General features: G+C 62.3%; 19 protein-coding genes and 1 pseudogene. 8 read left to right on the top strand and 12 right to left on the bottom strand.

What is annotated here, in order from left to right; translation table 11 throughout:
* Positions 1-86 precede the first annotated feature (86 nt).
* A complete protein-coding gene (locus OO258_RS03135; protein ID WP_266028831.1) occupies positions 87-1,259 on the top strand; it encodes an MFS transporter in 1,173 nt (390 codons plus the stop codon).
* A gap of 57 nt (positions 1,260-1,316) precedes the next feature.
* On the opposite strand, the gene OO258_RS03130 is transcribed toward OO258_RS03135, so the two are convergent.
* The 4 genes and pseudogenes from OO258_RS03130 to OO258_RS03115 form a co-directional block, all read right to left on the bottom strand.
* Positions 1,317-2,243, bottom strand: coding sequence for a DMT family transporter (locus OO258_RS03130; RefSeq protein WP_266028830.1), 927 nt, complete (start codon positions 2,241-2,243; stop codon positions 1,317-1,319).
* Positions 2,244-2,348: 105 nt separating this feature from the next.
* The gene (locus OO258_RS03125; RefSeq protein ID WP_266028829.1) at positions 2,349-2,744 is read right to left on the bottom strand and encodes a transcriptional regulator; all 396 of its coding nucleotides are present in this window, start codon (positions 2,742-2,744) and stop codon (positions 2,349-2,351) included.
* 76 nt (positions 2,745-2,820) lie between these two features.
* A complete protein-coding gene (locus OO258_RS03120) occupies positions 2,821-3,075 on the bottom strand; it encodes a BrnA antitoxin family protein (RefSeq protein WP_266028828.1) in 255 nt (84 codons plus the stop codon).
* Positions 3,053-3,172: pseudogene (locus OO258_RS03115) on the bottom strand (BrnT family toxin); the annotation flags it as partial. The pseudogene OO258_RS03115 and the gene OO258_RS03120, both read right to left, overlap by 23 nt.
* Positions 3,173-3,343: 171 nt before the next feature.
* Between OO258_RS03115 and OO258_RS03110 the strand changes: the two are divergent.
* Positions 3,344-3,616, top strand: coding sequence for a hypothetical protein (locus OO258_RS03110; RefSeq protein WP_266028827.1), 273 nt, complete (start codon positions 3,344-3,346; stop codon positions 3,614-3,616).
* A 124-nt stretch (positions 3,617-3,740) separates the two neighbouring features.
* Here OO258_RS03110 and OO258_RS03105 read toward each other — a convergent pair whose 3' ends face one another.
* Positions 3,741-5,063, bottom strand: coding sequence for a DEAD/DEAH box helicase (locus OO258_RS03105; protein ID WP_110743698.1), 1,323 nt, complete (start codon positions 5,061-5,063; stop codon positions 3,741-3,743).
* Positions 5,064-5,205: 142 nt separating this feature from the next.
* Between OO258_RS03105 and OO258_RS03100 the strand changes: the two genes are divergently transcribed.
* Positions 5,206-6,507, top strand: coding sequence for a mechanosensitive ion channel family protein (locus tag OO258_RS03100; protein ID WP_266028826.1), 1,302 nt, complete (start codon positions 5,206-5,208; stop codon positions 6,505-6,507).
* Between the two features lie 117 nt (positions 6,508-6,624).
* Here the strand turns inward: OO258_RS03100 and OO258_RS03095 are convergent, their stop codons facing one another.
* From OO258_RS03095 to OO258_RS03080, 4 genes are all read right to left on the bottom strand, one after another.
* Positions 6,625-7,560 carry an AEC family transporter gene (locus OO258_RS03095; protein WP_266028825.1) on the bottom strand — a complete coding sequence of 312 codons (936 nt, stop codon included), beginning with the start codon at positions 7,558-7,560 and terminating at the stop codon, positions 6,625-6,627.
* Between the two features lies 1 nt (position 7,561).
* Entirely contained in the window at positions 7,562-8,437 is an 876-nt protein-coding gene (locus OO258_RS03090; RefSeq protein ID WP_266028824.1) for a carboxylate/amino acid/amine transporter, read from the bottom strand.
* 254 nt (positions 8,438-8,691) lie between these two features.
* The gene (locus tag OO258_RS03085; RefSeq protein WP_003254608.1) at positions 8,692-9,291 is read right to left on the bottom strand and encodes an FMN-dependent NADH-azoreductase; all 600 of its coding nucleotides are present in this window, start codon (positions 9,289-9,291) and stop codon (positions 8,692-8,694) included.
* 108 nt (positions 9,292-9,399) lie between these two features.
* Positions 9,400-9,714 carry a hypothetical protein gene (locus OO258_RS03080; RefSeq protein WP_025753884.1) on the bottom strand — a complete coding sequence of 105 codons (315 nt, stop codon included), beginning with the start codon at positions 9,712-9,714 and terminating at the stop codon, positions 9,400-9,402.
* A gap of 49 nt (positions 9,715-9,763) precedes the next feature.
* Here OO258_RS03080 and OO258_RS03075 point away from each other — a divergent pair, with 49 nt between their 5' ends.
* The 4 genes from OO258_RS03075 (at position 9,764) to OO258_RS03060 (ending at position 13,961) form a co-directional block, all read left to right on the top strand.
* A complete protein-coding gene (locus OO258_RS03075; RefSeq protein ID WP_012273620.1) occupies positions 9,764-10,687 on the top strand; it encodes a LysR family transcriptional regulator in 924 nt (307 codons plus the stop codon).
* A gap of 13 nt (positions 10,688-10,700) precedes the next feature.
* A complete protein-coding gene (locus OO258_RS03070) occupies positions 10,701-11,513 on the top strand; it encodes an alpha/beta fold hydrolase (protein ID WP_266028823.1) in 813 nt (270 codons plus the stop codon).
* Entirely contained in the window at positions 11,507-12,064 is a 558-nt protein-coding gene (locus OO258_RS03065; protein ID WP_110743711.1) for a peptidylprolyl isomerase, read from the top strand. Before OO258_RS03070 ends, OO258_RS03065 begins: the two co-directional genes overlap by 7 nt.
* A 64-nt stretch (positions 12,065-12,128) precedes the next feature.
* Positions 12,129-13,961 carry an ABC transporter ATP-binding protein gene (locus tag OO258_RS03060; protein ID WP_110743712.1) on the top strand — a complete coding sequence of 611 codons (1,833 nt, stop codon included), beginning with the start codon at positions 12,129-12,131 and terminating at the stop codon, positions 13,959-13,961.
* Between the two features lie 105 nt (positions 13,962-14,066).
* On the opposite strand, the gene OO258_RS03055 is transcribed toward OO258_RS03060, so the two are convergent.
* Positions 14,067-15,194, bottom strand: a complete 1,128-nt coding sequence (locus OO258_RS03055) for a GNAT family N-acetyltransferase (RefSeq protein ID WP_266028822.1) — start codon at positions 15,192-15,194, stop codon at positions 14,067-14,069.
* 262 nt (positions 15,195-15,456) lie between these two features.
* Between OO258_RS03055 and OO258_RS03050 the strand changes: the two genes are divergently transcribed.
* Positions 15,457-16,701, top strand: a complete 1,245-nt coding sequence (locus OO258_RS03050; protein WP_266028821.1) for a putative porin — start codon at positions 15,457-15,459, stop codon at positions 16,699-16,701.
* 201 nt (positions 16,702-16,902) lie between these two features.
* Here OO258_RS03050 and OO258_RS03045 read toward each other — a convergent pair whose 3' ends face one another.
* Entirely contained in the window at positions 16,903-18,024 is a 1,122-nt protein-coding gene (locus OO258_RS03045; RefSeq protein ID WP_266028820.1) for a beta-ketoacyl-ACP synthase III, read from the bottom strand.
* Positions 18,025-18,198: 174 nt separating this feature from the next.
* Positions 18,199-22,104 carry an ATP-dependent RNA helicase HrpA gene (hrpA, locus tag OO258_RS03040; RefSeq protein ID WP_266028819.1) on the bottom strand — a complete coding sequence of 1,302 codons (3,906 nt, stop codon included), beginning with the start codon at positions 22,102-22,104 and terminating at the stop codon, positions 18,199-18,201.
* Between the last annotated feature and the right edge of the window lie 414 nt (positions 22,105-22,518).

Raw genomic sequence — 22,518 nt, 5'->3', positions numbered from 1 at the left:
AACTTGATCATCATTATTCAATTTTATTGAAAAAGAAACCGTTCTAACCTGCCGGCCATCGCTTACATACGTGCAGGAGACCTGTCATGTCGCCACTCTCTCAATTGCTGGCCAGCGCTGTGGCGCTGATGATGGCCATGGGTATCGGCCGCTTCGCCCTCACACCACAACTGCCGCAACTGATCGCCGAGGGCCAGTTCGACCTGACGGTCGCTGGACTGGTGGCAGCGGCCAACTACCTGGGTTACTTCATTGGTGCGGTAGACGCCATGTTCGCCCGCTCCCCCGGCCAGGTGCGCCTGCGCCTGCATGGGGGGCTGTGGCTGTGCGTGGTGCTGACCTTGGCCTCGTGGCGCGCCGACGGTTTCTGGCCGCACCTGCTGCTGCGTTTTGGCACTGGCCTGGCCAGCGCCTGGGTGTTGGTGATGATCACCAGCCTCAGCCAGCAGGTGGCCAATGCCCATAACCACCAGCGCCTGGGGGCTCTGGTATTCGCCGGGCCCGGCCTGGGGATTGCCGTCACCGGCCTGCTGGCCCTGGTGGCACATGTGCTGGGACTGGGTTCGGCAGCGCTGTGGCTGATCTACGGCATGGCCGCGCTGGCGATGCTGGTGGCCATGCGGCGATGGCTGCCATGTACGCTGCAAGCGGCGCCAAGCCCAACGCCTGCGCGCCATGGCCCGACCCGCAGTGTCGGCATCGGCCGCCTGGGGTTGGTGTATGCCTTGTATGGCATCGGTTACATCCTGCCGGCCACCTTCCTGTCCCAGATGGCCAACCAGCAGTTCCGCGGGCAGTGGCTGGCCGACCTGTTCTGGCCGGCGTTTGGCCTGGCGGCTGCGCTGGGGGTGCTGCTGGTGAGCCTGCGCCGCGGCGGGCACACTTCGGCTTGGCTCACCGCCACCCTCTGGCTGCAGGGAATCGGTGTGCTGGCTTGCCTGATGGGCGGGGGTATCGGGTTGGCGTTGGGCGTGGTGCTGTGCGGCGGGCCGTTCCTGGCCTGCATGCAATTGGTGATGCAACGCTCGCGGGAGCTGGCGCCGCATGCCACACAGCGCAATGCCGGGCTGCTGACCGCGTGCTTCGCCCTGGGGCAGTTGAGCGGGCCGTTACTGGCGGCGCTCAGCAGCCACTACAGCGGCGGGCTGCAACCGGCGCTGATGCTGGCGGCGGGTGGCTTGGGAGTGGCTGGCGGGCTGGTGCTGATGGCCGGCAGAACACGGCAGGCTGGTGGCTTCCAGGCCAGGGTCACACCCTGAATAATGATTGATTGATCCGGCCTCTTCGCGGGCTCACCCGCGAAGAGCCGGCACACTTCACCCGACAAGCCGTCGCAACTGCTGCTTCACCCAAGGTTCGGCACTCACCAGGACCACACCCAGCAACACCATCAACGCCCCCACCACAAAATTCGCGCTCAGCGGTTCATCCAGCAGCACGACACCAAAGGTCACCCCGAACAATGGGGTAATGAAGGAAAACACCGCCAGGTTCGACGCCAGGTACTTGCGCAGCAGCCAGAACCAGGTGAGGTAGCTGACGAACGACACCACAATCCCCTGGAACAATACGCTGCCCATCGCCAGCGGCGTCAGCGACACCGCGCCGATCTGTCCGCTGAGCAGTGCGATCAGCAACAGCCCAGCAAAACCGACCGCCAGCTGATAGAACAGGGTCAAGGTCGCCGGCGCCTCCGACAATCGCGAGCAGCGCACCACCACCGTGGTCGCGCCCCAGGCCAGCCCGGCGATCACGCCAAACGCGTCACCCAGCAAGGTACGACCGTCCATGTGCTCGAATGACATGCCACCGGCAAACGCCATGGCAATGCCGCCGAATGCCAGCAGAATCCCCAGCCATTGCAGCAGCCGCAAGCGTTCACTGGCCAACCGAAAATGCAGCCCCAACGCGGTGAACACGGGCGCGGTGTAGAGAAACACCGACATGTGTGCCGCCGATGTCAGTTTCAGCCCTTCGGCAATGAACAGAAACTCCACCCCGAACAGCCCGCCCGCCACCAACCCGGCGCGCCAGGTACTGCCGACCTGCTCCCAGCCACCCCGCCAGCACAGCATCAGGCCTACCAGCACAGCGGCAATGCCATTGCGCAGTGCCGCCTGCATCACCGGGGCGATGTCGACGGCGGCGGTCTTGATCAGCACCTGCTGGCAGCCCCATATCAGGCAAAGGCCCAGCATTACCTGGAAGGCAAAGGCGTCAGGGTTCTTGCGGACCGCGCTCATAAGCGGGCCTCTGGGGTGATCGTTGGCATGGGCAAGACTCGGCAGCTTTCAGAAGCGACCGATTATCGGGTTTTGAACGCTGCACATGCCAGCCTTAAAACGACATCAAGCAATCTGTGCCTTCGCAGATACCTGGTCGAATGTCGTTTCGTCCAGCGCATCTTCCTGCTCATCCAGCACCTGGCGCGGGTGCTCGAAGCCGGGGATGCTGCTGTCGATCAGGCTCATCAAGCGCGAGCCGCGTTCGGTCAGGACAAAGTTTTCGCCATTGCCGCCGTCCTCTTCAGGCCGGCATTCAATGAATCCGCGCTCGAATAGCAGCTTTTCATATTCGCATGCACGGGTTTTCAGATGATCCACGTCACCCACCGGCTCACCCTTGGCGGCCAGTGCGGCGGCGTGCTGCTCGGCATAGGGGCGTGGCGTGAAGCTGTGACCGCCGCCGTTCTGCACCTCGTGCAGCAAGCGTTCGATCAGGTCCCAGTCGTAGACGATGCTCATGGCTACGGGCTCCTGCTGTGGACGGAAGGGGTACACAGGTTGGGACCAGCCAGGGTTGCCAAGCGTTCAGAAGCGTTTAGCGCTGACGTTGTTGTGCTTGCATGTACTGGCGCAGCAACTGATTGATCCGGGTCTGGTAGCCGCTGCCCTGCTCCATGAACCAGGCAAGGACATCTGAGTCCAGTCGAATGGTCACCGTCTGCTTGGCGGGAACGCGCAGCTCGGCCTGGCGGAAAAAGTCGTGGTCCAGTTCAGGGATATCTGATGTGTCGATATCCTTGTCGTCCTGTCGAGCCAGGCGGCTCCAGTCAGTTTTCGATGATTTGGTCATAGTACCTGGCCTCCCGTTTGGTGGCTTTTCTTGCAGAAATGATGCGAATCACCTCACCCCGGCTCTCCGTGTACACGACGACACCTATCAGCGCCTTTCCTTTGAGACTAGAGCGATGTAGCGCGCTGCTCAACGGCTCTGGAGGGAGATGGCTGCGTTTCAGAAATGGGCTACGACCATCAAGGAAATCATCCATCGGTCGCAAGCCCTGAACTTCCCTGCACCCACAGCCCTCCACCGGGCACCACCACCGCCGGAGGTTGAAAGGATGAAACCGCTATTGCCCATAGCCTGTGCCACTGCCCTGCTCTGCGCCCTGCCCGCTTGGGCCTGCACACCTGAAGAAGCAACGCAGAAACGTGAGGAACTGGCCGGGCTGGTCACTCAGTTGACCGAGCAGAACCCGCAAAAGGCCAAGGAGATCAATGATGAGCTTCAGGGAATGGAGCTGGGGACGGCGAGCAAAGACTTGCCCGACAAGTGTCAGCTGATCGACAAGCGGATCAAGGAATTGAAGGAAGCGGAAAAGAAGGCTGATTAGTTGTTGGGCCGACGGGCCTTGTAGCGGGTGAACCCGTTCCCACAAGACCGCTCGGCACTCAAGGTCAGTGCGGCACCTGTGGGAGCGGGTTCACCCGCGAAGAAGCCGACAGGGCTACCGGATGTTACTCGGCAGCAGGCTTGCGCTTCTTCAGCGGCGCCAGGCCGTCAGCACTGGCCAGAGGCGCGTTGGCCTTCGGCTTGGCAGTAGGCTTGCGCTTGGCGGCAGCTTTCTTCTCGCCAGTCTTCTTGTCGACTTTCTTCTTCTTGGCGCCTGCCGCCTTACCCGAAGCCTTGACCTTCTTCGGCCCGCTGTAAGTCCCCTTCACTTCCTTGATCACGCGGCGCTCGAACTGTTGCTTGAGGTAGCGCTCGATGCTCGACATCAAGTTCCAGTCGTTATGGGTGATCAGCGAAATCGCCAGGCCTTCACCACCCGCACGGCCGGTACGGCCTACGCGGTGCACGTACTCATCACCGCTGCGGGGCATGTCGAAGTTGATCACCAGGTCGAGGCCGTCGATATCCAGGCCACGGGCTGCCACGTCGGTCGCCACCAGCACCTTGGAGCTGCCCTGCTTGAAGCGCTCGATGGCCAGCTTGCGGTCCTTCTGGTCTTTCTCGCCGTGCAGCACGAAGGCCTTCACATCCTTGGCCACCAGGTGACCGTAGATGCGGTCGGCCATGGCGCGGGTATTGGTGAAGATGATCGCCTTGTCGAAGGTTTCGTTAGCCAGCAACCACTGCGCGATCTGCTCTTTATGCTGGTCGTGGTCAGCGGTGATGATCTGCTGACGGGTGCCTTCAGCCAGCTGCGAGACGCTGTTGAGCATCAGGTGCTCAGGGTCTTTCAGCACCTTGCCAATGATGTCACGCAGCGCTGCGCCACCGGTGGTGGCGGAGAACAGCAGGGTCTGTTCGCGGTTCTCGCACTCCTTGCACAGGCGCTCCATGTCTTCGGCAAAGCCCATGTCGAGCATGCGGTCGGCTTCGTCCAGGATCAGCACCTGCACGTGGGACAGGTCGAGGTTGCCGGCATTGAGCTGCTCGAGCAGACGACCCGGGGTGCCGATCAGCACGTCGGGCACCTTGCGCAGCATGGCGGCCTGTTCCTTGAAGTCTTCACCGCCAGTGACCAGGCCCGACTTGATGTAGGTGAACTGCGAGAACAGCTGTACCTGCTTGAGGGTCTGCTGGGCCAGTTCGCGGGTTGGCAGCAGGATCAGTGCGCGAATCTCCACGCGGCGCTCGCGCAGGTCGACCAGGCGGTTGAGCAACGGCAGCACGAAGGCGGCCGTCTTGCCGCTGCCGGTCTGCGCGGTCACGCGCAGGTCACGCCCTTGCAGGGCCAAGGGGATGGCCGCTGCCTGCACCGGGGTTGGCTCGACAAATTTAAGCTCGGCCACGGCTTTAAGCAGGCGTTCATGCAGGGCGAATTGGGAGAACACGGAGGTAACCTCAGGCTAGTGCGGGAAATTCAGTTGCATAGGGTAACGTTTTCTGCCGCCTTAGCCGAATTTCTTTTGGCAACTTTGTCGCCATCCGCGCTCTAATGGCGCTTCGTTTCGCAAATAGACTGTACGCAAGCCCATGGATATTCAACGAATCTGGCGTGACTCCCTCGACCTGTGGGGCACCCTCGACCAACATCCCATGCTCCATGCAGCCATAGGCCTGGCGGTGCTCCTGCTGATCTCCCTGATCGTCGGGCGTCTGGCACGCTTCCTGATGCTGCACGGTGCCCGCCTGCTGGCCCGCCAGCCTGCGCTGAAATGGCTGGACGACCTGCGCCACAACAAGGTTTTCCACCGCCTGGCGCAAACCACCCCGTCACTGGTGCTGCAGTTCGGCCTGAAGCTGGTGCCTGAGCTGTCCGACACCGCCCAGCACTTCCTCGGCAATGTCGCCCTGGCCTTTACCCTGCTGTTCATGACCATGGCGCTGTCATGCCTGCTGGATGCCTTGCTCGACATCTATGCCCGCACCGAACACGCCCGCACCCGCTCGATCAAGGGCTACGTGCAGTTGGCCAAGATGATGCTGTGGATCTTCGCCTCGATCGTCATCGTCGCTACCCTGATCGACCGCTCGCCGCTGTTACTGCTGTCCGGCCTGGGTGCCATGTCGGCGGTGCTGCTGCTGGTGTACAAGGACACCCTGCTGTCGTTCGTCGCCAGCGTGCAGCTGACCAGCAACGACATGCTGCATGTCGGGGACTGGATCGAGATGCCGCAGGTAGGCGCCGATGGTGACGTGGTGGACATCACCTTGCACACAGTGAAAGTACAGAACTTCGACAAGACCATCGTCTCGATCCCCACCTGGCGCCTGATGAGCGAGTCGTTCCGCAACTACCGCGGCATGCAGCAGTCCGGTGGCCGGCGCATCAAGCGCAGCCTGTTCATCGATGCGGCCGGGGTGCGTTTCCTCACCCGCGAAGAGGAGCAGCGACTGAGCCAGGTGCAGTTGCTGGGCGACTACCTGGCCGGCAAGCGCCAGGAACTGCAAATCTGGAACGACGCCCTGGGGCCTGTCGCCGAGCTGTCGGCCAACCGCCGCAAGCTGACCAACATCGGCACCTTCCGTGCGTTTGCCCTGGCCTATCTGAAGAACCACCCCAATATTCACCCGAACATGACCTGCATGGTGCGGCAAATGCAGACCACCGCCGAGGGCGTGCCGCTGGAAATCTACTGCTTCACCACCACCACGGTGTGGGCGGATTACGAGCGCATCCAGGGGGACATCTTCGACTACCTGCTGGCGGTGTTGCCGGAGTTTGGCTTGAGCTTGTATCAGCAGCCGAGTGGCAATGACATGCGGGTGGGTTTGGCCGGGCGTTCAGCCCAAGAGCCATTGCCTCGTCGCCTGGAAGAAATGAGCGAGGCTTGAGATTGCCGGGCTGCCTTGCCGCCCATTCGCGGGTGAACCCGTCCCCACAGGGACCTCACAGCCTTCAGCCGTGGTGCCATCCTGTGGGAGCGGGTTCACCCGCGAATGGGCCGGCAGCTACCCCCCATACCCCAGCAAGTACAACAGCCCGGTCAAGGTCACCAGCGAGGCCACGGTGGACAACAGGATCGTCCGCGAAATCAACCCCGCCTCACGGTTGTAATACTCCGCCAGCATGAACGGCCCAGTGCCGGTCGGCAGCGCTGCCAGCAGCACTGCCGAAGCCGCCCACATGCTCGGCAGGCTGAACACCTTGTACGCCAGCACCCAGGTCAGCACCGGCTGCCCTACCAGCTTCAAGCCCACCAAAGGCCATGGGCTGGCCTGCGCGCCCGGGCGTTTTTCTGCCAGGAACGCACCCAGCGATATCAAGGCGCAGGGCGTGGTGGCCAGCGCCAGCATATCGAGAAAGTGCAGCACCGGTTCGGCCAGCCCCAATCCGCTCATGGCCCAACCCGCCCCCGCCAGGGGCGAAATGACCAGCGGGTTCTTCGCCAGCGCCTTGCTCACCACCAGGATCGCCCGGCCCACCTGCCGTTCTTCCTGCAACCCGACCTCGATGAAGGTCAGCGAAATGGCAAACACCAGGCACACCACGATCAACGACGAGATCAGCGCCGGCTGCAGGCCCGCCTGGCCGAACAACAGCAGGCACAGCGGAATGCCGATATAGCCGGTGTTGGCGTAACCGGCACTGAGCCCGTCGATGCTCGATGCCACCAGGCCGTGGCCGCTGTACAGGCGCCACAGCAGCGTGACCACGAACATGGCCAGGGCGCCTGCGCCGAAGGCAACGATGAACCCTGGGTGCCAGATCTCGCTCCACGTGGCAGTGGCAGTGACCTTGAACAGCAAGGCCGGCAGGCACAGCCAGACCACCATTTTGTTGATTTCGGCGGCCGCCTTATCACCCAGCTTGTTGGTCTTGCGGCACAGGTAGCCGACCAGGATCAGGGCGAAGATCGGCGCAACGATGACCAAGAGGTTGTGCATGTCAGGCCTTGCCGGCCAGCGGCGCCTGTGCGCGCCCACCCAGGCGGCTCAGCCATACCGAGGCGAGGATGATCGCACCGCCGATGAAGAGCCGCCCCAGTGGTTCATGCTGGTTCCAGATAAGCAGGTTCAGCAGCAGCCCCACCGGCACATGCAGGTTGTTCATCACCGCCAGCGTACCGCCAGAAACCAGGCATGCACCTTTGTTCCACCAGTACAGCCCAAGCGCCGTCGGACAAAGCCCCAGGAACAACAGCACCAGCCATTGCACATCGGTACTCGGCAGATGCTGGGCGTTGCCGAAAAGCAGGAAGGCCGGCAGCACCACCAGCAAGGCGCCGAGGTAGAAGTAACCGAAGCGGGCGTAGTGCGGCAGGTCGCTGGGGTTGCGCGCGACCAGGTGGCGGTACAGCACCTGGCCGGCGGCGTAGGTGAAGTTGGCCAGTTGCAGCAGCAGGAAGCCGATGAAGAACTCACCGCTGATGCTGTCGAAACGGATCACCGCAGCGCCGGCCACGGCGACCAGCGCGGCCACTAGCGCCCAAGCGTTGAAGCGCCGGTTCAGGGCATCTTCGATCAAGGTCACGTGTAGCGGCGTCAGGATCGTGAACAGCAGCACCTCCGGTACGGTGAGCACACGGAAGCTCAGGTACAGGCAGACATAGGTGATGCCGTACTGCAGCGCGCCAATCAGCAGCATGGAACGCATGAAGCGTGGCTCGACCTGGCGCCAGCGGGTCAGCGGCAGGAACACCAGGCCGGCCAGGAGCACCCTGGCGAGCACTGCGAAATAGCTGTCGACGTGCCCGGCCAGGTACTCGCCGATCAGGCTGAAGGAAAACGCCTGGATCAGCGCGACGATTATCAGGTAGCCCATGGTTGCCTCTCGTGGATCAAGGCCGCGACCTTAGCGGGTTGCGGCGAAGAAGTTCAACCATGAGGAATGTAGGGGCTGTACCGGCCTCTTCGCGGGCACGCCCGCTCCCACAGGGACCTGCATATCTTCCGGCGAGCGAATAGGCCGGCACTGACCACCAAAAAACCCCAGGCATAAAAAAGCCCGGCCATACAACCGGGCAGGTACACCCAAAGGAGCAAAAACAGGTGTCAGGTTTGGGAATTCGTGAAGCCTCAGGCCACCGCTGCCAGCTTGGCCTTGGCCTGGTTGACGCCCTTCTCGTGGAACTCGCCACTCATGTTCAGGCCTTCGGCATGGATGAAGTCGACATCGTGGATGCCGATGAAAGCCATGACCTGGCGTAGGTACGGTTCCTGATGGTCACTGCTGGCACCCGCATGGATGCCGCCGCGGGCAGTAAGGACGATGGCACGCTTGCCAGTCAGCAAGCCCTGCGGGCCGGTCGGGGTGTACTTGAACGTGATGCCGGCACGCAGCACATGGTCCAGCCAGGCCTTCAGGGTGCTGGGAATGGTGAAGTTGTACATCGGCGCAGCCATTACCAGCACGTCGGCAGCAAGCAATTCATCAGTCAGTTCGTTGGAACGGGCCAGGGCCTCCAGCTCGGCGGCGCTGCGCTGTTCTTCGGGTTTCATCCAGCCGCCCAGCAGGTTCGCGTCCAGGTGGGGTACCGGGCTTACTGCCAGGTCGCGCACAGTGATCTGATCGGCCGGGTGGGCAGCCTGCCATTGCTGGATGAAATCCTTGGTCAGCTGACGGGAAACGGAATCTTGCTGACGGGCGCTGCTTTCGATGATCAGTACACGGGACATGGGATGCCTCCATCGGCAAAAAGGTTGCGATTCGATGGAGGTGAGATTAAGGCTTGACCTATCGATAAAAAAGCGTAAAAAGTGGGTTCAATCAATCGATTAATCAGTTTATTCCGCGCTGCAGCTCAAGGCGATCCGCAGTTTGATGATCTGCCGGTTGAATTTGGCGGTGACATCGACGCTTTTCCCGGCCGGCACGTTCACCCGGCGCACCCTTGGCGCCTCCGGGCCATTGCGGAAGGTGACCTTGCATGCCGCCGGGACCTGCCCATAGTTGTTGAGGGTGATGGCGCCAATGTCGTAGGCCGTGTCATAGGCGGTGTAGTCGAGCTTGACCCCGGTCAGCTCCTTTTCCACATCGATGGGATAGGCCATTGCCCCCAGGGGCAGGCACATCAGTATTGCCGCACAACATTTCTTCATGGGCCGCTCTCCTTGCAAAGAGCGCAGCTTAGGACAACAGGAGCGAAAGATGAAAGCGCCGCGCGTTACCCTTGACCAGTGGCGAACCCTGCAAGCAGTAGTCGATCACGGCGGGTTTGCCCAGGCCGCCGAGGCATTGCACCGCTCGCAGTCGTCGGTCAGCTACACCGTGGCGCGCATGCAGGAGCAACTGGGCGTACCCCTGCTGCGCATCGACGGGCGCAAGGCGGTGCTGACCGAAGCCGGCAATGTGCTGCTGCGCCGCTCACGCCACCTGGTCAAACAGGCCAGCCAGCTTGAAGACCTCGCCCACCACATGGAGCAGGGCTGGGAAGCCGAAGTACGCCTGGTGGTGGATGCCGCCTACCCCAGTGCCCGCCTGGTGCGTGCACTGGCCGCGTTCATGCCGCAAAGCCGTGGTTGCCGGGTGCGCCTGCGTGAAGAAGTGCTGTCCGGCGTCGAGGAAGTGATGCATGAAGGCATCGCCGACCTGGCCATCAGCAGCTACAGCATCGGCGGCTACCTGGGCGCCGAACTGAGCGCCGTGGAGTTCGTCGCCGTCGCCCACCCCGAGCACAGCCTGCACCGCCTGGGCCGTGAACTGACCTTCCAGGACCTTGAAAGCCAGTTACAGGTCGTGATCCGCGACTCCGGCCGCGCCCAGCCGCGTGACGTCGGCTGGCTGGGCGCCGAGCAGCGCTGGACCGTCGGCAGCCTGGGCACTGCCGCTACCTTCGTCAGCAGCGGCCTGGGCTTCGCCTGGCTCCCTCGGCACATGATCGAGCGCGAACTGCGCGAAGGCGTGCTCAAGCCCTTGCCGCTGGATCAGGGTGGCAGCCGCCACCCACTGTTCTACCTTTATTCGAGCAAAGAAAAGACCTTGGGCCCTGCCACGCAGATTCTCATCGACCTGCTGCGCAACTTCGACACCGCGCCACTGGACGTGCCCTTCGCAGCCCCCCCACAAGCCTGAGAGGACCGCGCCCATGGCCTGTTTCGAACATGAAGGATGCGCACTGCATTACGAGGAATACGGCCAGGGCGAACCACTGGTATTGCTGCATGGGCTGGGCTCCAGTTGCCAGGATTGGGAATTGCAGGTACCCGTGCTGAGCCAGCACTACCGGGTGATCCTCATGGATATCCGCGGCCACGGCCGCTCCGACAAGCCGCGTGACGGCTACCAGATCGCTACCTTCAGTGCCGACCTGCTGGCCCTGCTCGAACACCTGCACACCGGCCCGGTGCACTTCGTTGGCCTGTCCATGGGCGGTATGGTCGGCTTCCAGTTTGCCGTCGACCACCCGCAATGGTTGCGCAGCCTGTGCATCGTCAACAGCGCCCCTGAAGTCAAGCGTCGCACCCGCAGTGACTGGCTGTGGTGGCTCAAGCGCTGGGGCATGGCGCGCATTCTCAGTGTCGAAACCGTCGGCAAGGGCCTGGCCGAACGACTGTTCCCTAAACCTCACCAGGCTGACCTGCGCCAGAAGATGGCCCAGCGCTGGGCGCGCAACGACAAGCGCGCCTACCTGAAAAGCTTCGACGCCATCGTCGACTGGGGCGTACAGGAACGCATCGGCCGCATCAACTGTCCTACGCTGGTCATCGCGGCCGACCACGATTACACCCCGATACAACTGAAACAGCGCTACGTCGCCCTGATGCCCAACGCCAGGCTGGTGGTCGTCGACGATTCCCGGCACGCTACACCCCTCGATCAACCCGAGGTCTTCAACCAGACCCTGCTGCAGTTCCTCGCAGCCGCTTCCACCTCTCAAGGATCTTTGAGCCCATGCTGAAAAAACTCCTGCTCACCGCCTGCTCGGTCGCCTTCGCCACCAGCGTGATGGCCTCCGACAAGACCCCGCACGTTCTGCTGGACACCAGCTTCGGCCAGGTCGAAATCGAACTCAACGCCGAGAAGGCGCCTGTCAGCACCAAGAATTTCCTGCAATACGTCGACAGCGGTTTCTACAACAACACCATTTTCCACCGAGTGATCCCGGGCTTCATGGTTCAGGGCGGGGGGTTCACTGACCAAATGGTGCAAAAAGATACCCAGGCCCCGATCAAGAACGAGGCCAGCAACGGGCTGCAGAACACCCGCGGCACCCTGTCGATGGCACGCACGTCCAACCCGAACTCGGCCACCAGCCAGTTCTTCATCAACGTCGCCGACAACGACTTCCTCAACCCGGGCCGCGACGCCGGTTATGCCGTGTTCGGCAAAGTGACCAAGGGCATGGAAGTGGTCGACCAGATCGTCAACTCGCCGACCACCGTCAAGAAAGGCATGCGTGATGTGCCGAGCGACCCGGTGTACATCAAGTCGGCCAAACGCATCGACTGACCGCAGGCTTTCACAAGGATGTGAAACCGCCTGAGGGCCGGATGGAACAGGAGTGTCATCACCCATGCTGTACCGCCGTTTCGAACAACTGATCGACATCTTTCGCGAAGCCCCCAGCGAATCGCCACCGACGACCGTGTGGCCGTTCTACCTGTACTACCTGCGCCAGGTATGGCCCAGTTTTCTTGCACTGCTGGTGGTCGGCCTGTTCGCCTCGCTGATCGAGGTGGCGATGTTCAGCTACCTCAGCCGCATCATCGACCTTGCACAGGGCGAGCCCAACGCCAACTTTTTCAGCCAGCACAGCGGCGAACTGCTGTGGATGCTGGTGGTGATCCTGCTGCTGCGGCCAGTGTTCTTCGGCCTGCATGACCTGCTGGTGCACCAGACCATAAACCCGGGGATGACCAGCCTGATCCGCTGGCAAAACCACACCTACGTGCTCAAGCAGAGCCTGAACTTCTTCCAGAGCGACTTTGCCGGGCGCATTGCCCAGCGCATCATGCAGACCGGCAACTCGCTGCGCGACTCCGCTGTGCAGGCCGTGGACGCGCTATGGCACGTGCTGATCTACGCCATCACCTCGCTGGTGCTGTTTGCCGAGGCCGACTGGCGCCTGATGCTGCCGCTGCTGCTGTGGATCATTGGCTACATCGCCGCGCTCTGCTACTTCGTGCCGAGGGTGAAGGAGCGCTCGGTGATTTCTTCCGACGCCCGCTCCAAGCTCATGGGGCGAATCGTCGATGGCTACACCAACATCGCCACCCTCAAACTGTTCGCCCACACCGACTACGAGCAGCAATACGCCCGCGAAGCCATCCGCGAGCAGACCGAGAAAACCCAACTGGCTTCACGGGTGGTCACCAGCATGGACGTGGTCATCACCACCCTCAACGGCCTGCTGGTGGTCACCACCACGGGCCTGGCGCTGTGGCTGTGGAGCCAGTCGCTGATCACGGTCGGCGCCATCGCCCTGGCCACTGGTCTGGTGATCCGCATCGTCAACATGTCAGGCTGGATCATGTGGGTGGTGAACGGCATTTTCGAGAACATCGGCATGGTCCAGGACGGCCTGCAGACCATCGCCCAGCCGGTCACCGTCACCGACCGGCCCAATGCCCCGGCACTCAAGGTCAGCCGCGGCGCAGTGCGTTTCGATGATGTCGACTTCCATTACGGCAAGGCTGCCAATGTGATCGAAGGGCTCAACCTGGACATCCGCCCTGGCGAGAAAATCGGCTTGATCGGCCCTTCCGGCGCCGGCAAGTCGACCCTGGTCAACCTGCTGCTGCGTCTGTACGACGTGCAGGGCGGGCGCATCCTGATCGACGGCCAGGACATTGCCGAGGTCAGCCAGGCCAGCTTGCGGGCGCAGATCGGCATGATCACCCAGGATACCTCGCTGCTGCACCGTTCGATTCGCGACAACCTGCTGTACGGCCGCCCCGGTGCCAGCGATGCAGAACTGCAGGAAGCCGTGCGCCGCGCACGGGCTGACGAGTTCATCCCGCAGCTTTCGGATGCCCAGGGCCGCACCGGTTTCGATGCCCATGTAGGCGAACGTGGGGTCAAGCTGTCGGGTGGCCAGCGTCAGCGTATCGCCATTGCCCGGGTGCTGCTGAAGAACGCACCGATCCTGATCATGGACGAGGCCACCTCGGCGCTGGATTCGGAAGTGGAAGCGGCGATCCAGGAAAGCCTGGAGACGCTGATGCAGGGCAAGACGGTAATCGCCATTGCCCACCGGCTTTCCACCATTGCCCGTATGGACCGGCTGGTGGTGCTGGACAAGGGGCGAATTGTGGAGAGTGGCAGCCACAGTGAGTTGCTGGAGCAGCAAGGGCTGTATGCCCGGTTGTGGCACCACCAGACCGGAGGCTTTGTCGGGGTCGATTGACACCTGCGCGGCCTTTTCGCGGGTAAACCCGCTCCTACACAGGTTCGCTATCGTTGTAGGAGCGGGTTTACCCGCGAAAAGGCCGGCACAGGCAACACAGATCTCTCAGTCCCGGCGGTAGGGCAACATCCCCCGCGCCTCCTCGGCATACCCCTTGACCCCTTCCCGTTCCTGCAGCAGAAAATCCTCCACCGCCCGCCGCAACCCCGGGTGCAGCAGGTAATGCCACGACCGCGTCAACACCGGCTCGAACCCGCGGATCAACTTGTGCTCGCCCTGCGCCCCGGCATCGAAACGCTGGTAACCCTCGGCAATGGCAAAGTCCATACCCTGGTAGAAACACGTCTCGAAATGCAGCCGGTCGAACTCATCCAGGCAACCCCAGTAGCGGCCAAACAGGCTGTCGCCACCCACCAGGCTCAAGGCCATGGCCACATCTCGCCCACCCTGGCGGGCCATCACCACGCGCACCGCCTGGGGCATGCGCTCGGCCAGCAGGCTGAAAAATTCGCGCGTCAGGTAGGGGGCACGACGGCGCACCGCATAGGTGTTGGCATAGCACAGAAAGACAAAATCCCACTGTGCCTCGTCCAGTTCATCACCGCGGTACCAGCGGAAGTCGATACCCTGCCCCGCCACCTGCTCGCGCTCCTTGCGCATCTGCTTGCGCTTGCGCGAGCTAAGGCTGTCGAGAAAGTCCTGGAAATCGCGATACCCCCGGTTTTGCCAGTGAAACTGGCAACCCAGGCGCTCCATCCACCCAGGCAGGCCCGCCAACTGCGCGTCCAACGCCGGGTCGGTGAAATTGATGTGCGCGCCGGAAAGCCCACCCTTGCCCAGGTACTCCGGCAGAGCCTGCAGCATCAACAAACCGTCAGCCGGATCAGCCGCCAGCAGCCGTGGGCCGCTGACCGGGCTGAACGGTACAGCGCCAAGCAGTTTTGGGTAGTAGGCGATGCCGGCCCGCTCACAGGCATCGGCCCAGCCATGATCGAACACATACTCGCCATATGAGTGCCACTTACGGTACGCCGGCAACAGTGCCCGTACCTGCCCGTCACGCTCCAGCACCAAGTGCTCGGCGGCCCAGCCGGTGTTGCGCTGCACGCTACCGCTGTCTTCCATCGCGCTGAGGAAGGCATGGCACAGGAACGGTTGGCCCGCCGGCACCAGGGCATCCCAGGTGGCCGCCGGAAGATCACGCAAATGGGCAAGGCTGTACAGGCTGGTCACGGTTTTGGCTCGCGGTCGGAAGGCCTTCAGTATCACCAAGTAATGCCCGCCACTCAAATGACGAACGCCAGGCTGATCCTTTTATTCTCAATTACTTAACAACAGTGCCACTAATTAGACATTAATCTGTCATTGGCCCCCGCAATACTTGCGCCTGTTTTCCGGAACCCAAGAACCTGTCTATTCAGGCCCTTTCCGAAGACATGCCAACGCAGGGGCAGGCGCTTGAGCCTCCCCCATTTTTTTCAGTAGGGAGATCTTTATGCGTCTTGTTTCTACACTTACCGGAGTGAGCCTCACCGGCATGATGCTGGCTCTGAGTGCCCCGGCCAGTGCTGCTGTCGACGCCAAACTGCTCGAAATGCTCCGCGCCAATGGCTCGATCAACCAGGCGCAGTACAACGAACTGCAGGGCGACCTGGCAAAAGAAACCAAGGAAAAGGCCGACCAGAAAGCTCAGTCCGAACGTATGAGCTCCTTTGAACAAAAAGTGGCATGGGCCGCCAAGACCCAGATCAAGGGTGATGTGCGCCTGCGTTACGAAGACGTCAACGTCGACGACCCGAACAGCAGCAGCGGCAACCAGGACCGCCAGCGAGTGCGTGCCCGTGTCGGCTTCTACAGCGAGATCAACCCGCAGGTCGACGCTGGGGTCCGTATAGCCACTGGCAGCAGCGCTGACCGACGTTCGACCAACCAGAGCTTCGACAACTACTTCGACAAGAAGTCGCTGTGGGTCGACCTGGCCTATCTCGACTGGCACCCGACTGCAGTCCCTAACCTGCACCTGATTGGCGGCAAGATGCAACAGCCTTGGGTGAGCATGGGCGACATCATCTGGGATAGCGACATCAACCCGGAAGGTGTGGCTGCCACTTACAAGGCTGACCTGGGCGGGGCCGAAGTCTTTGCCAGCGCCGGTCAGTACACCCTGAAGGACAACGTCGATGGTGATGGTGTCCAGTACAAGCACGATGCGCAGGTTTACCACGGCCAGCTGGGCGCCAAGTTCGCCCCAGCTGATGTGCTCAAGCTCACCGTGGGCGCCAGCATTTATGGTTATGACAACGACAAGGAAGCGACCATCCTGCAGTCGTTCGGCAACACCACCAACGAGTTCAATCTGGTGGAAGGCTTTGGCCAGATCGACTTCACCGGCTTTGCCATTCCATTGTCGGCGTATGGTCAGTATGTAAAGAATACCGAGAGCACCGATGGCGAAGATCAGGCCTGGCTGGCCGGCTTGAAAACCAAAGTGGGCGCCTGGAGCCTGGATTACAACTACCGCGATGTGCAGCGTAATGCGGTGGTCAGCCTGTTCACCGATTCGGACTTTGGCAACGGCTTCACCGGCTCGCGTGGTCACAAGTTCAAGGTCGGTTACGAAATCGACAAGAACTTCTCCCTGGGTGCTGCCTACCTGATGGCCAAGACCGACCTGTCGCAGCTGCCGAACAGCAATGCTGACGTAGACACCCTGCAGGTAGACCTGGAAGCCAAGTTCTAAGCACCACCCTCCTCAGCTTCACGGTGAAGCGGGAAATGCCGACCCCATCCGGCGTTTCCCGCTTTTTTTTGCCTGTGTGAAATGCGCCGGCCCCTTCGCGGGCTTGCCCGCTCCCACAGAATCACCACAGACCTTGAGAACTGTGCTGTACCTGTGGGAGCGGGCAAGCCCGCGAAGAGGCCGTAACAGGCGCCTGATGAATCAGCGCTTGCGCAGAATCACGCTACCAATCGAATACCCCGCACCAAACGAGCTCAACACGCCCAACGAGCCTTTGCCCAGGTCATCCTGGTACAGGTGGAAGGCAATCACCGACCCCGCCGAGCTGGTATTGGCGTAACGGTCCAGAATCACCGGTGCCTCTTCCTCGGACACTTCACGCCCCACCAGTTTCTTGACGATCAACTGGTTCATGCTGAGGTTGGCCTGGTGCAGCCAGAAGCGCTTCACATCGCTCGGCTGCAGGTTGTTTTCCTGCAGGTGCTCGCCGATCAGCTCGGCCACTTTAGGGCACACTTCGCGGAACACCTTGCGGCCTTCCTGGATGAACAGCTTGTCTGCTGCGCCTTCGCCCTCTTCCGCCGCACGGTTGAGAAAGCCGAAATTGTTGCGGATGTTGTTGGAGAACTCGGTCCACAGTTTACTGCTGACGATGTCGAACTGGTGCGCCGAGGTGGCCTTGTCCGCGCGCTCGAGCAATACCGCAGTGGCAGCATCACCAAAGATGAAGTGGCTGTCGCGGTCACGGAAGTTCAGGTGGCCGGTGCACACCTCCGGGTTGACCATCAGCACTGCGCGCGCCTGGCCCAGGGCCACGCTGTTGGCAGCAGTCTGAATACCGAAGGTGGCCGAAGAGCACGCCACGTTCATGTCGAAGGCAAAGCCCTGGATACCCAGCGCCTGTTGCACTTCGATGGCAATCGCGGGGTACGGGCGCTGCAGGTTGGAGCAGGCGACGATCACCCCGTCGACATCGGCAGCGCTGCGGCCTGCGCGCTCCAGCGCCTGGCGGGCAGCTGCCACAGCCATTTCGCAGAGCACCGACGGTTCGTCGTTGCTGCGCTCAGGCAAGCGCGGCTTCATGCGCTGGGGGTCGAGGATGCCAGCCTTGTCCATGACGAAACGGCTCTTGATGCCCGAGGCCTTTTCGATGAACGCCGCGTCGGACACGGGGGCTGCTTCGATTTCGCCACGCTCGATGGCGGCGGCATTCTCCTGGTTGTACTGCTCGGACCAGGCATTGAAAGAGGCCACCAGTTCTTCGTTGGAAATGCTCTGGGCCGGGGTATACAGGCCGGTGCCGCTGATCACGACATTATGCACGGTCGTTCCTCTGGTCAAAGGCCATCGCCACGGGGCGCTGGCTGGAAATATGACAGGATAATGGCACTTCAGTACCAATAAAGGGGCGTACCCCGAACCCTGTGGAGCGGGCTTCCCCGCGAAGGGCCGCACAGCGGCCCCAAACTCACTGAAGTGTGCCACAAATCAAGGAAGTTAGCCTTCCACCTGACTCCACTGCTTGCTCAGTCTCTTGTCGGAAATCGGCACCTTCGTCCCCAACTGCTGGGCAAACAGCGACACCCGGTATTCCTCCAGCCACCAGCGGTACAAGGTCAGCTGTTCATCACGCTTGCCTTCCTGGGCATGCTTGTCGACCCGGGCCTTGTACTGCGCCCACAGGTTGGCCAGCTCGCCGCTCCACACCCGGTCTTTCTGCACTTGCGAACCCAGCTTCTCCAGGCGCAGCTCCACCGCCTTGAGATAGCGCGGCAGCTCCTTGAACCAGGCGGCCGGGGTCTCACGCACAAAGCCCGGGTACACCAGGTTGCCCAGTTGCTGCTTGATGTCGTTCAGCGCCACCGCCTGGCTCAGGTCGATCTTGCCCTTGAAGCGCTTTTGCAAGCCGTGCCACAACTTGAGCACTTCCAGCGTCTGCCGGGCCAGGCGCTCGGCATGCTCGGCCCAACTGCCGCGCTTGCGCTCGGCCAGCCCGGCCAGCGCTGCACCGTCACGCGGCAACGTCGCTTCACCGTCAAGGATGCAACTGTCGAGGCTCGCCAGCAGAATGTCCTCGACCAACGCCTCGACACGGCCCAGTTCGCGGTACAGCAGGCCCAGCTCGGTCAGGCCAGGCAGCTTGCCGCGCAGGAACTTGGCAGGCTCCGCCAACTGCTGCAATAACAAGCGCTGCAGGGCGCGGCGGTGCTGGAACTCGGCTTCAGCCTGGGTCGAGAAGCGGCCCTCACGCACGCTGCCGTTTTCCTCCACCAGTGCCGGGTAAACGGTCATCGACAGGCCGGCGATCTTCTGCTGGGCGGTCTGTTTGACCTCGCTGAACGCCTTGGCCTGCACCGGCTGCTCGCTCTTCTCGGTACGCGGTACGGCCAATGCAGCCTGGCTGGCGGCAGCAAAGCGGGCGGTCAGTTCGGCCAGGTCGCGGCCCTCGCCAAGGAACTTACCCTGGCCATCGACCACTTCGATATTCATGCGCAGGTGGCCCTCGACCAGGTTGACCGACTCGGCCCAGGCCTCATCGGACACCCGCACACCAGTCATGCGCAACAATTCCTGGCCCAGGGCCTGGGGCAGCGCGCCCTGGCCGAAGGCCATCCGCGCCAGCGAAGCCTTGACGAAGTCCGGCACCGGCACAAAGTTCTTGCGCAGGGCCTTGGGCAGGTTGCGCACCAACGCCACGCATTTGGCTTCCAGCAAGCCTGGCACCAACCATTCCAGGCGCTCGCCCGGCAGGCTCGGCAACAGCGGCGCCGGCACCCGCACGGTCACGCCATCACGCGGGTGGCCTGGTTCGAAGTGGTAGGTCAACGGCAGGCGCAGTTCCCCGACTTGCAGGCTGTCCGGGTACTGCGCCGCGGTGACTTCGCTGGCCTCGCGGGCCAGTACGTCTTCCTCGCGCATGATCAGCAGGTTCGGGTCCTTCTGGCTGGTCATGCGGTACCAGGCATCGAAGGTCGCGGTCTGGTGGATCTCCGCTGGCAAGCGCGCCTCGTAGAAGGCGTACAGGGTTTCTTCATCGGCGAGAATGTCGCGCCGACGAGCCTTGGCCTCCAGCTCATCGAGCTCTTCGAGCAGGCGTTTGTTCGCCGCCAGGCACTTGGCCCGCGACTGGATTTCACCGCCAACCAGGCCCTCGCGAATGAACAATTCACGCGAGGTCACCGGGTCGATCGGGCCGAAGTGTACCGGGCGGCGGCCAACCAGGATCAGGCCATACAGGGTGATCTGTTCATAGGCCACCACCTGCCCGCGCTTCTTTTCCCAGTGCGGTTCGAAGTGATTCTTCTTGATCAGGTGGGTAGCCAGCGGCTCGATCCAGTCAGGCTCGATCTTGGCAACCATACGCGCATACAGCTTGGTGGTTTCGACCAGTTCCGCGGCCATTACCCACTGCGGGCGCTTGCGACCGATACCGGAAGACGGATGCACCCAGAAGCGCCGCTGGCGGGCGCCCTGGTAATCGCCCTCTTCGGTTTTCTGGCCAATCTGGCTGAGCAGGCCGCTGAGGATGGCCTTGTGCACCTTCTGATAGTCAGACGGTTCCTTGTTGACTGCCAACTGCAGCTCGCGACAGATCAGCGACAACTGACGATGGGCATCGCGCCACTCGCGCAAGCGCAGGTAGTTGAGGAAATTCTTGCGGCACCAGTTGCGCAACGGGCTGGCAGTCAGGGCCTGGCGTTGCTCTTCGAAACCCCGCCACAAGTTGACCAGCGCGGCGAAGTCGGTATCGGCGTCCTTCCACTGCGCATGCGCCTGATCAGCGGCCTGCTGGCGCTCCGGCGGGCGCTCGCGTGGGTCTTGCACCGACAGCGCACTGGTAACGATCAGCACTTCCTGCAGGCTGCCCTGGCGTGCGCCTTCCAGCAGCATGCGGCCCAACCGCGGGTCAATCGGCAAGCGCGCCAACTGGCGGCCGATCGGCGTCAACTGGTTCTCGCGGTTGACGGCCGAGAGTTCCTGCAACAGGTTGAAGCCGTCGCTGATGGCCTTGCCATCTGGCGGCTCGATGAACGGGAATGCATCAATGGCGCCCAGGCGCAGGTGCAGCATCTGCAGGATTACCGCCGCCAGGTTGGTACGCAGGATCTCCGGGTCGGTAAACGCTGGCCGGCCGTTGAAGTCTTCTTCGCTGTACAGGCGTACGCAAATCCCCGGCTCGACCCGGCCGCAACGGCCCTTACGCTGGTTGGCACTGGCCTGCGACACTGCCTCGATGGGCAGGCGCTGGACCTTGGCGCGGTAGCTGTAGCGGCTGATACGCGCGGTACCGGTGTCGATCACATAGCGGATGCCAGGCACGGTCAGCGAGGTTTCCGCGACGTTGGTGGCCAGGATCACCCGGCGCCCGGTGTGCGACTGGAAGATACGCTGCTGCTCGGCTGGCGACAAACGCGCATACAGCGGCAGGATCTCGGTATGGCGCAACTGCGCCTTGCGCAGGATCTCGGCGGCATCACGGATCTCCCGCTCGCCCGGCAGGAAGATCAGCACATCACCCGGGCCCTTGCCCTCGCTGCGCTCGTGCTGGGCCAGCTCGTCCAGGGTAGCGAGGATGGCCTGGTCGACGGTGAGGTCGTCCTCGATCTGGTTGCCTTCTTCGTCCTGCTCGCTGGTCAGCGGGCGGTACCAGGTTTCCACCGGGAAGGTACGGCCGGAGACCTCGATGATCGGAGCGCCATCGAAGTGCCGGGAGAAGCGCTCCAGGTCAATGGTCGCCGAGGTGATGATCAGCTTCAGCTCTGGCCGGCGGTGCAGCAACGTCTTCAGGTAGCCAAGCAGGAAGTCGATATTCAGGCTGCGTTCGTGGGCTTCGTCGACGATGATCGTGTCGTAGCGTTCAAGGAAGCGATCATGCTGGGTTTCGGCCAGCAGAATGCCGTCGGTCATCAGTTTGACCAGGGTGTTGGCATCGCTCTGGTCTTCGAAGCGCACCTGGTAGCCGACCAGCCCGCCCAGCGGCGTGCCCAGTTCTTCGGCAACGCGCGCCGCCACGCTGCGTGCGGCGATCCGGCGTGGCTGGGTGTGGGCGATCAGGCCATGGCTGCCACGGCCCAGCTCCAGGCAGATCTTCGGCAGCTGGGTCGTCTTGCCCGAGCCGGTTTCACCGGCAATCACCAGCACCTGGTGTTCGGCCAGGGCCTTCTTGATTTCGTCACGCTTGGCGGCGATCGGCAGGTTGTCGTCGTAACGCACGGTCGGCACGCTCTGCTGGCGTGCGGTGACCTGGGCGCAGGAGGCCTGGACCCTTTCCACCCACTGCGCCAGCTTCGCCTCATCGGGGCGCTTGCGCAGTTCGTGCAGTTGCCGGCGCAGGCGATGGCGGTCGGCGATCATGGCGTGGTCGAGGTTTTGCAGCAGTTTGTCGATGGCGTGGTCAGTCATGGGGCTTTTTAATGATGCAGGTGAGCCTGCTTTTTCATGATCGGCATTCGAAGGTTGCGCGATTGTCGCAGATTTGCCGGCTCTCTGCTGCCAGTACCGGCCTCTTCGCGGGTGAACCCGCGCCCGCAGGTACCTCACAGAACTCAGCCCTGAAGCAATCCTGTGGAAGCGGGTTCACCCGCGAAGCGGCCGGCAGCAGTGACACGAATGTTTAGCCACGTGCGATGTGAAGGTTGCCATTCACTGCTTTAATCAACCTTACGCCGCATGTGAGTATCGAAGGCATGACTCCCACCCAGCCCATCGCCCCTCCGTCGTCGCGCCCTTCGCTCCCGAAGGCCCGCAGCCGTGCCGGGGAAAATCCGCTGGTGCACATCATCCTCGCCTTCTGGGCCTTGTGGCATTGCCGCCACG

It is taken from the genome of Pseudomonas sp. DCB_BI (genome assembly GCF_026240995.1).
In the GTDB taxonomy this organism is placed as follows: domain Bacteria; phylum Pseudomonadota; class Gammaproteobacteria; order Pseudomonadales; family Pseudomonadaceae; genus Aquipseudomonas.
The sequence above is the reverse complement of the archived record's forward strand: the minus strand, read 5'-3'. Positions and strand labels throughout refer to the sequence as shown.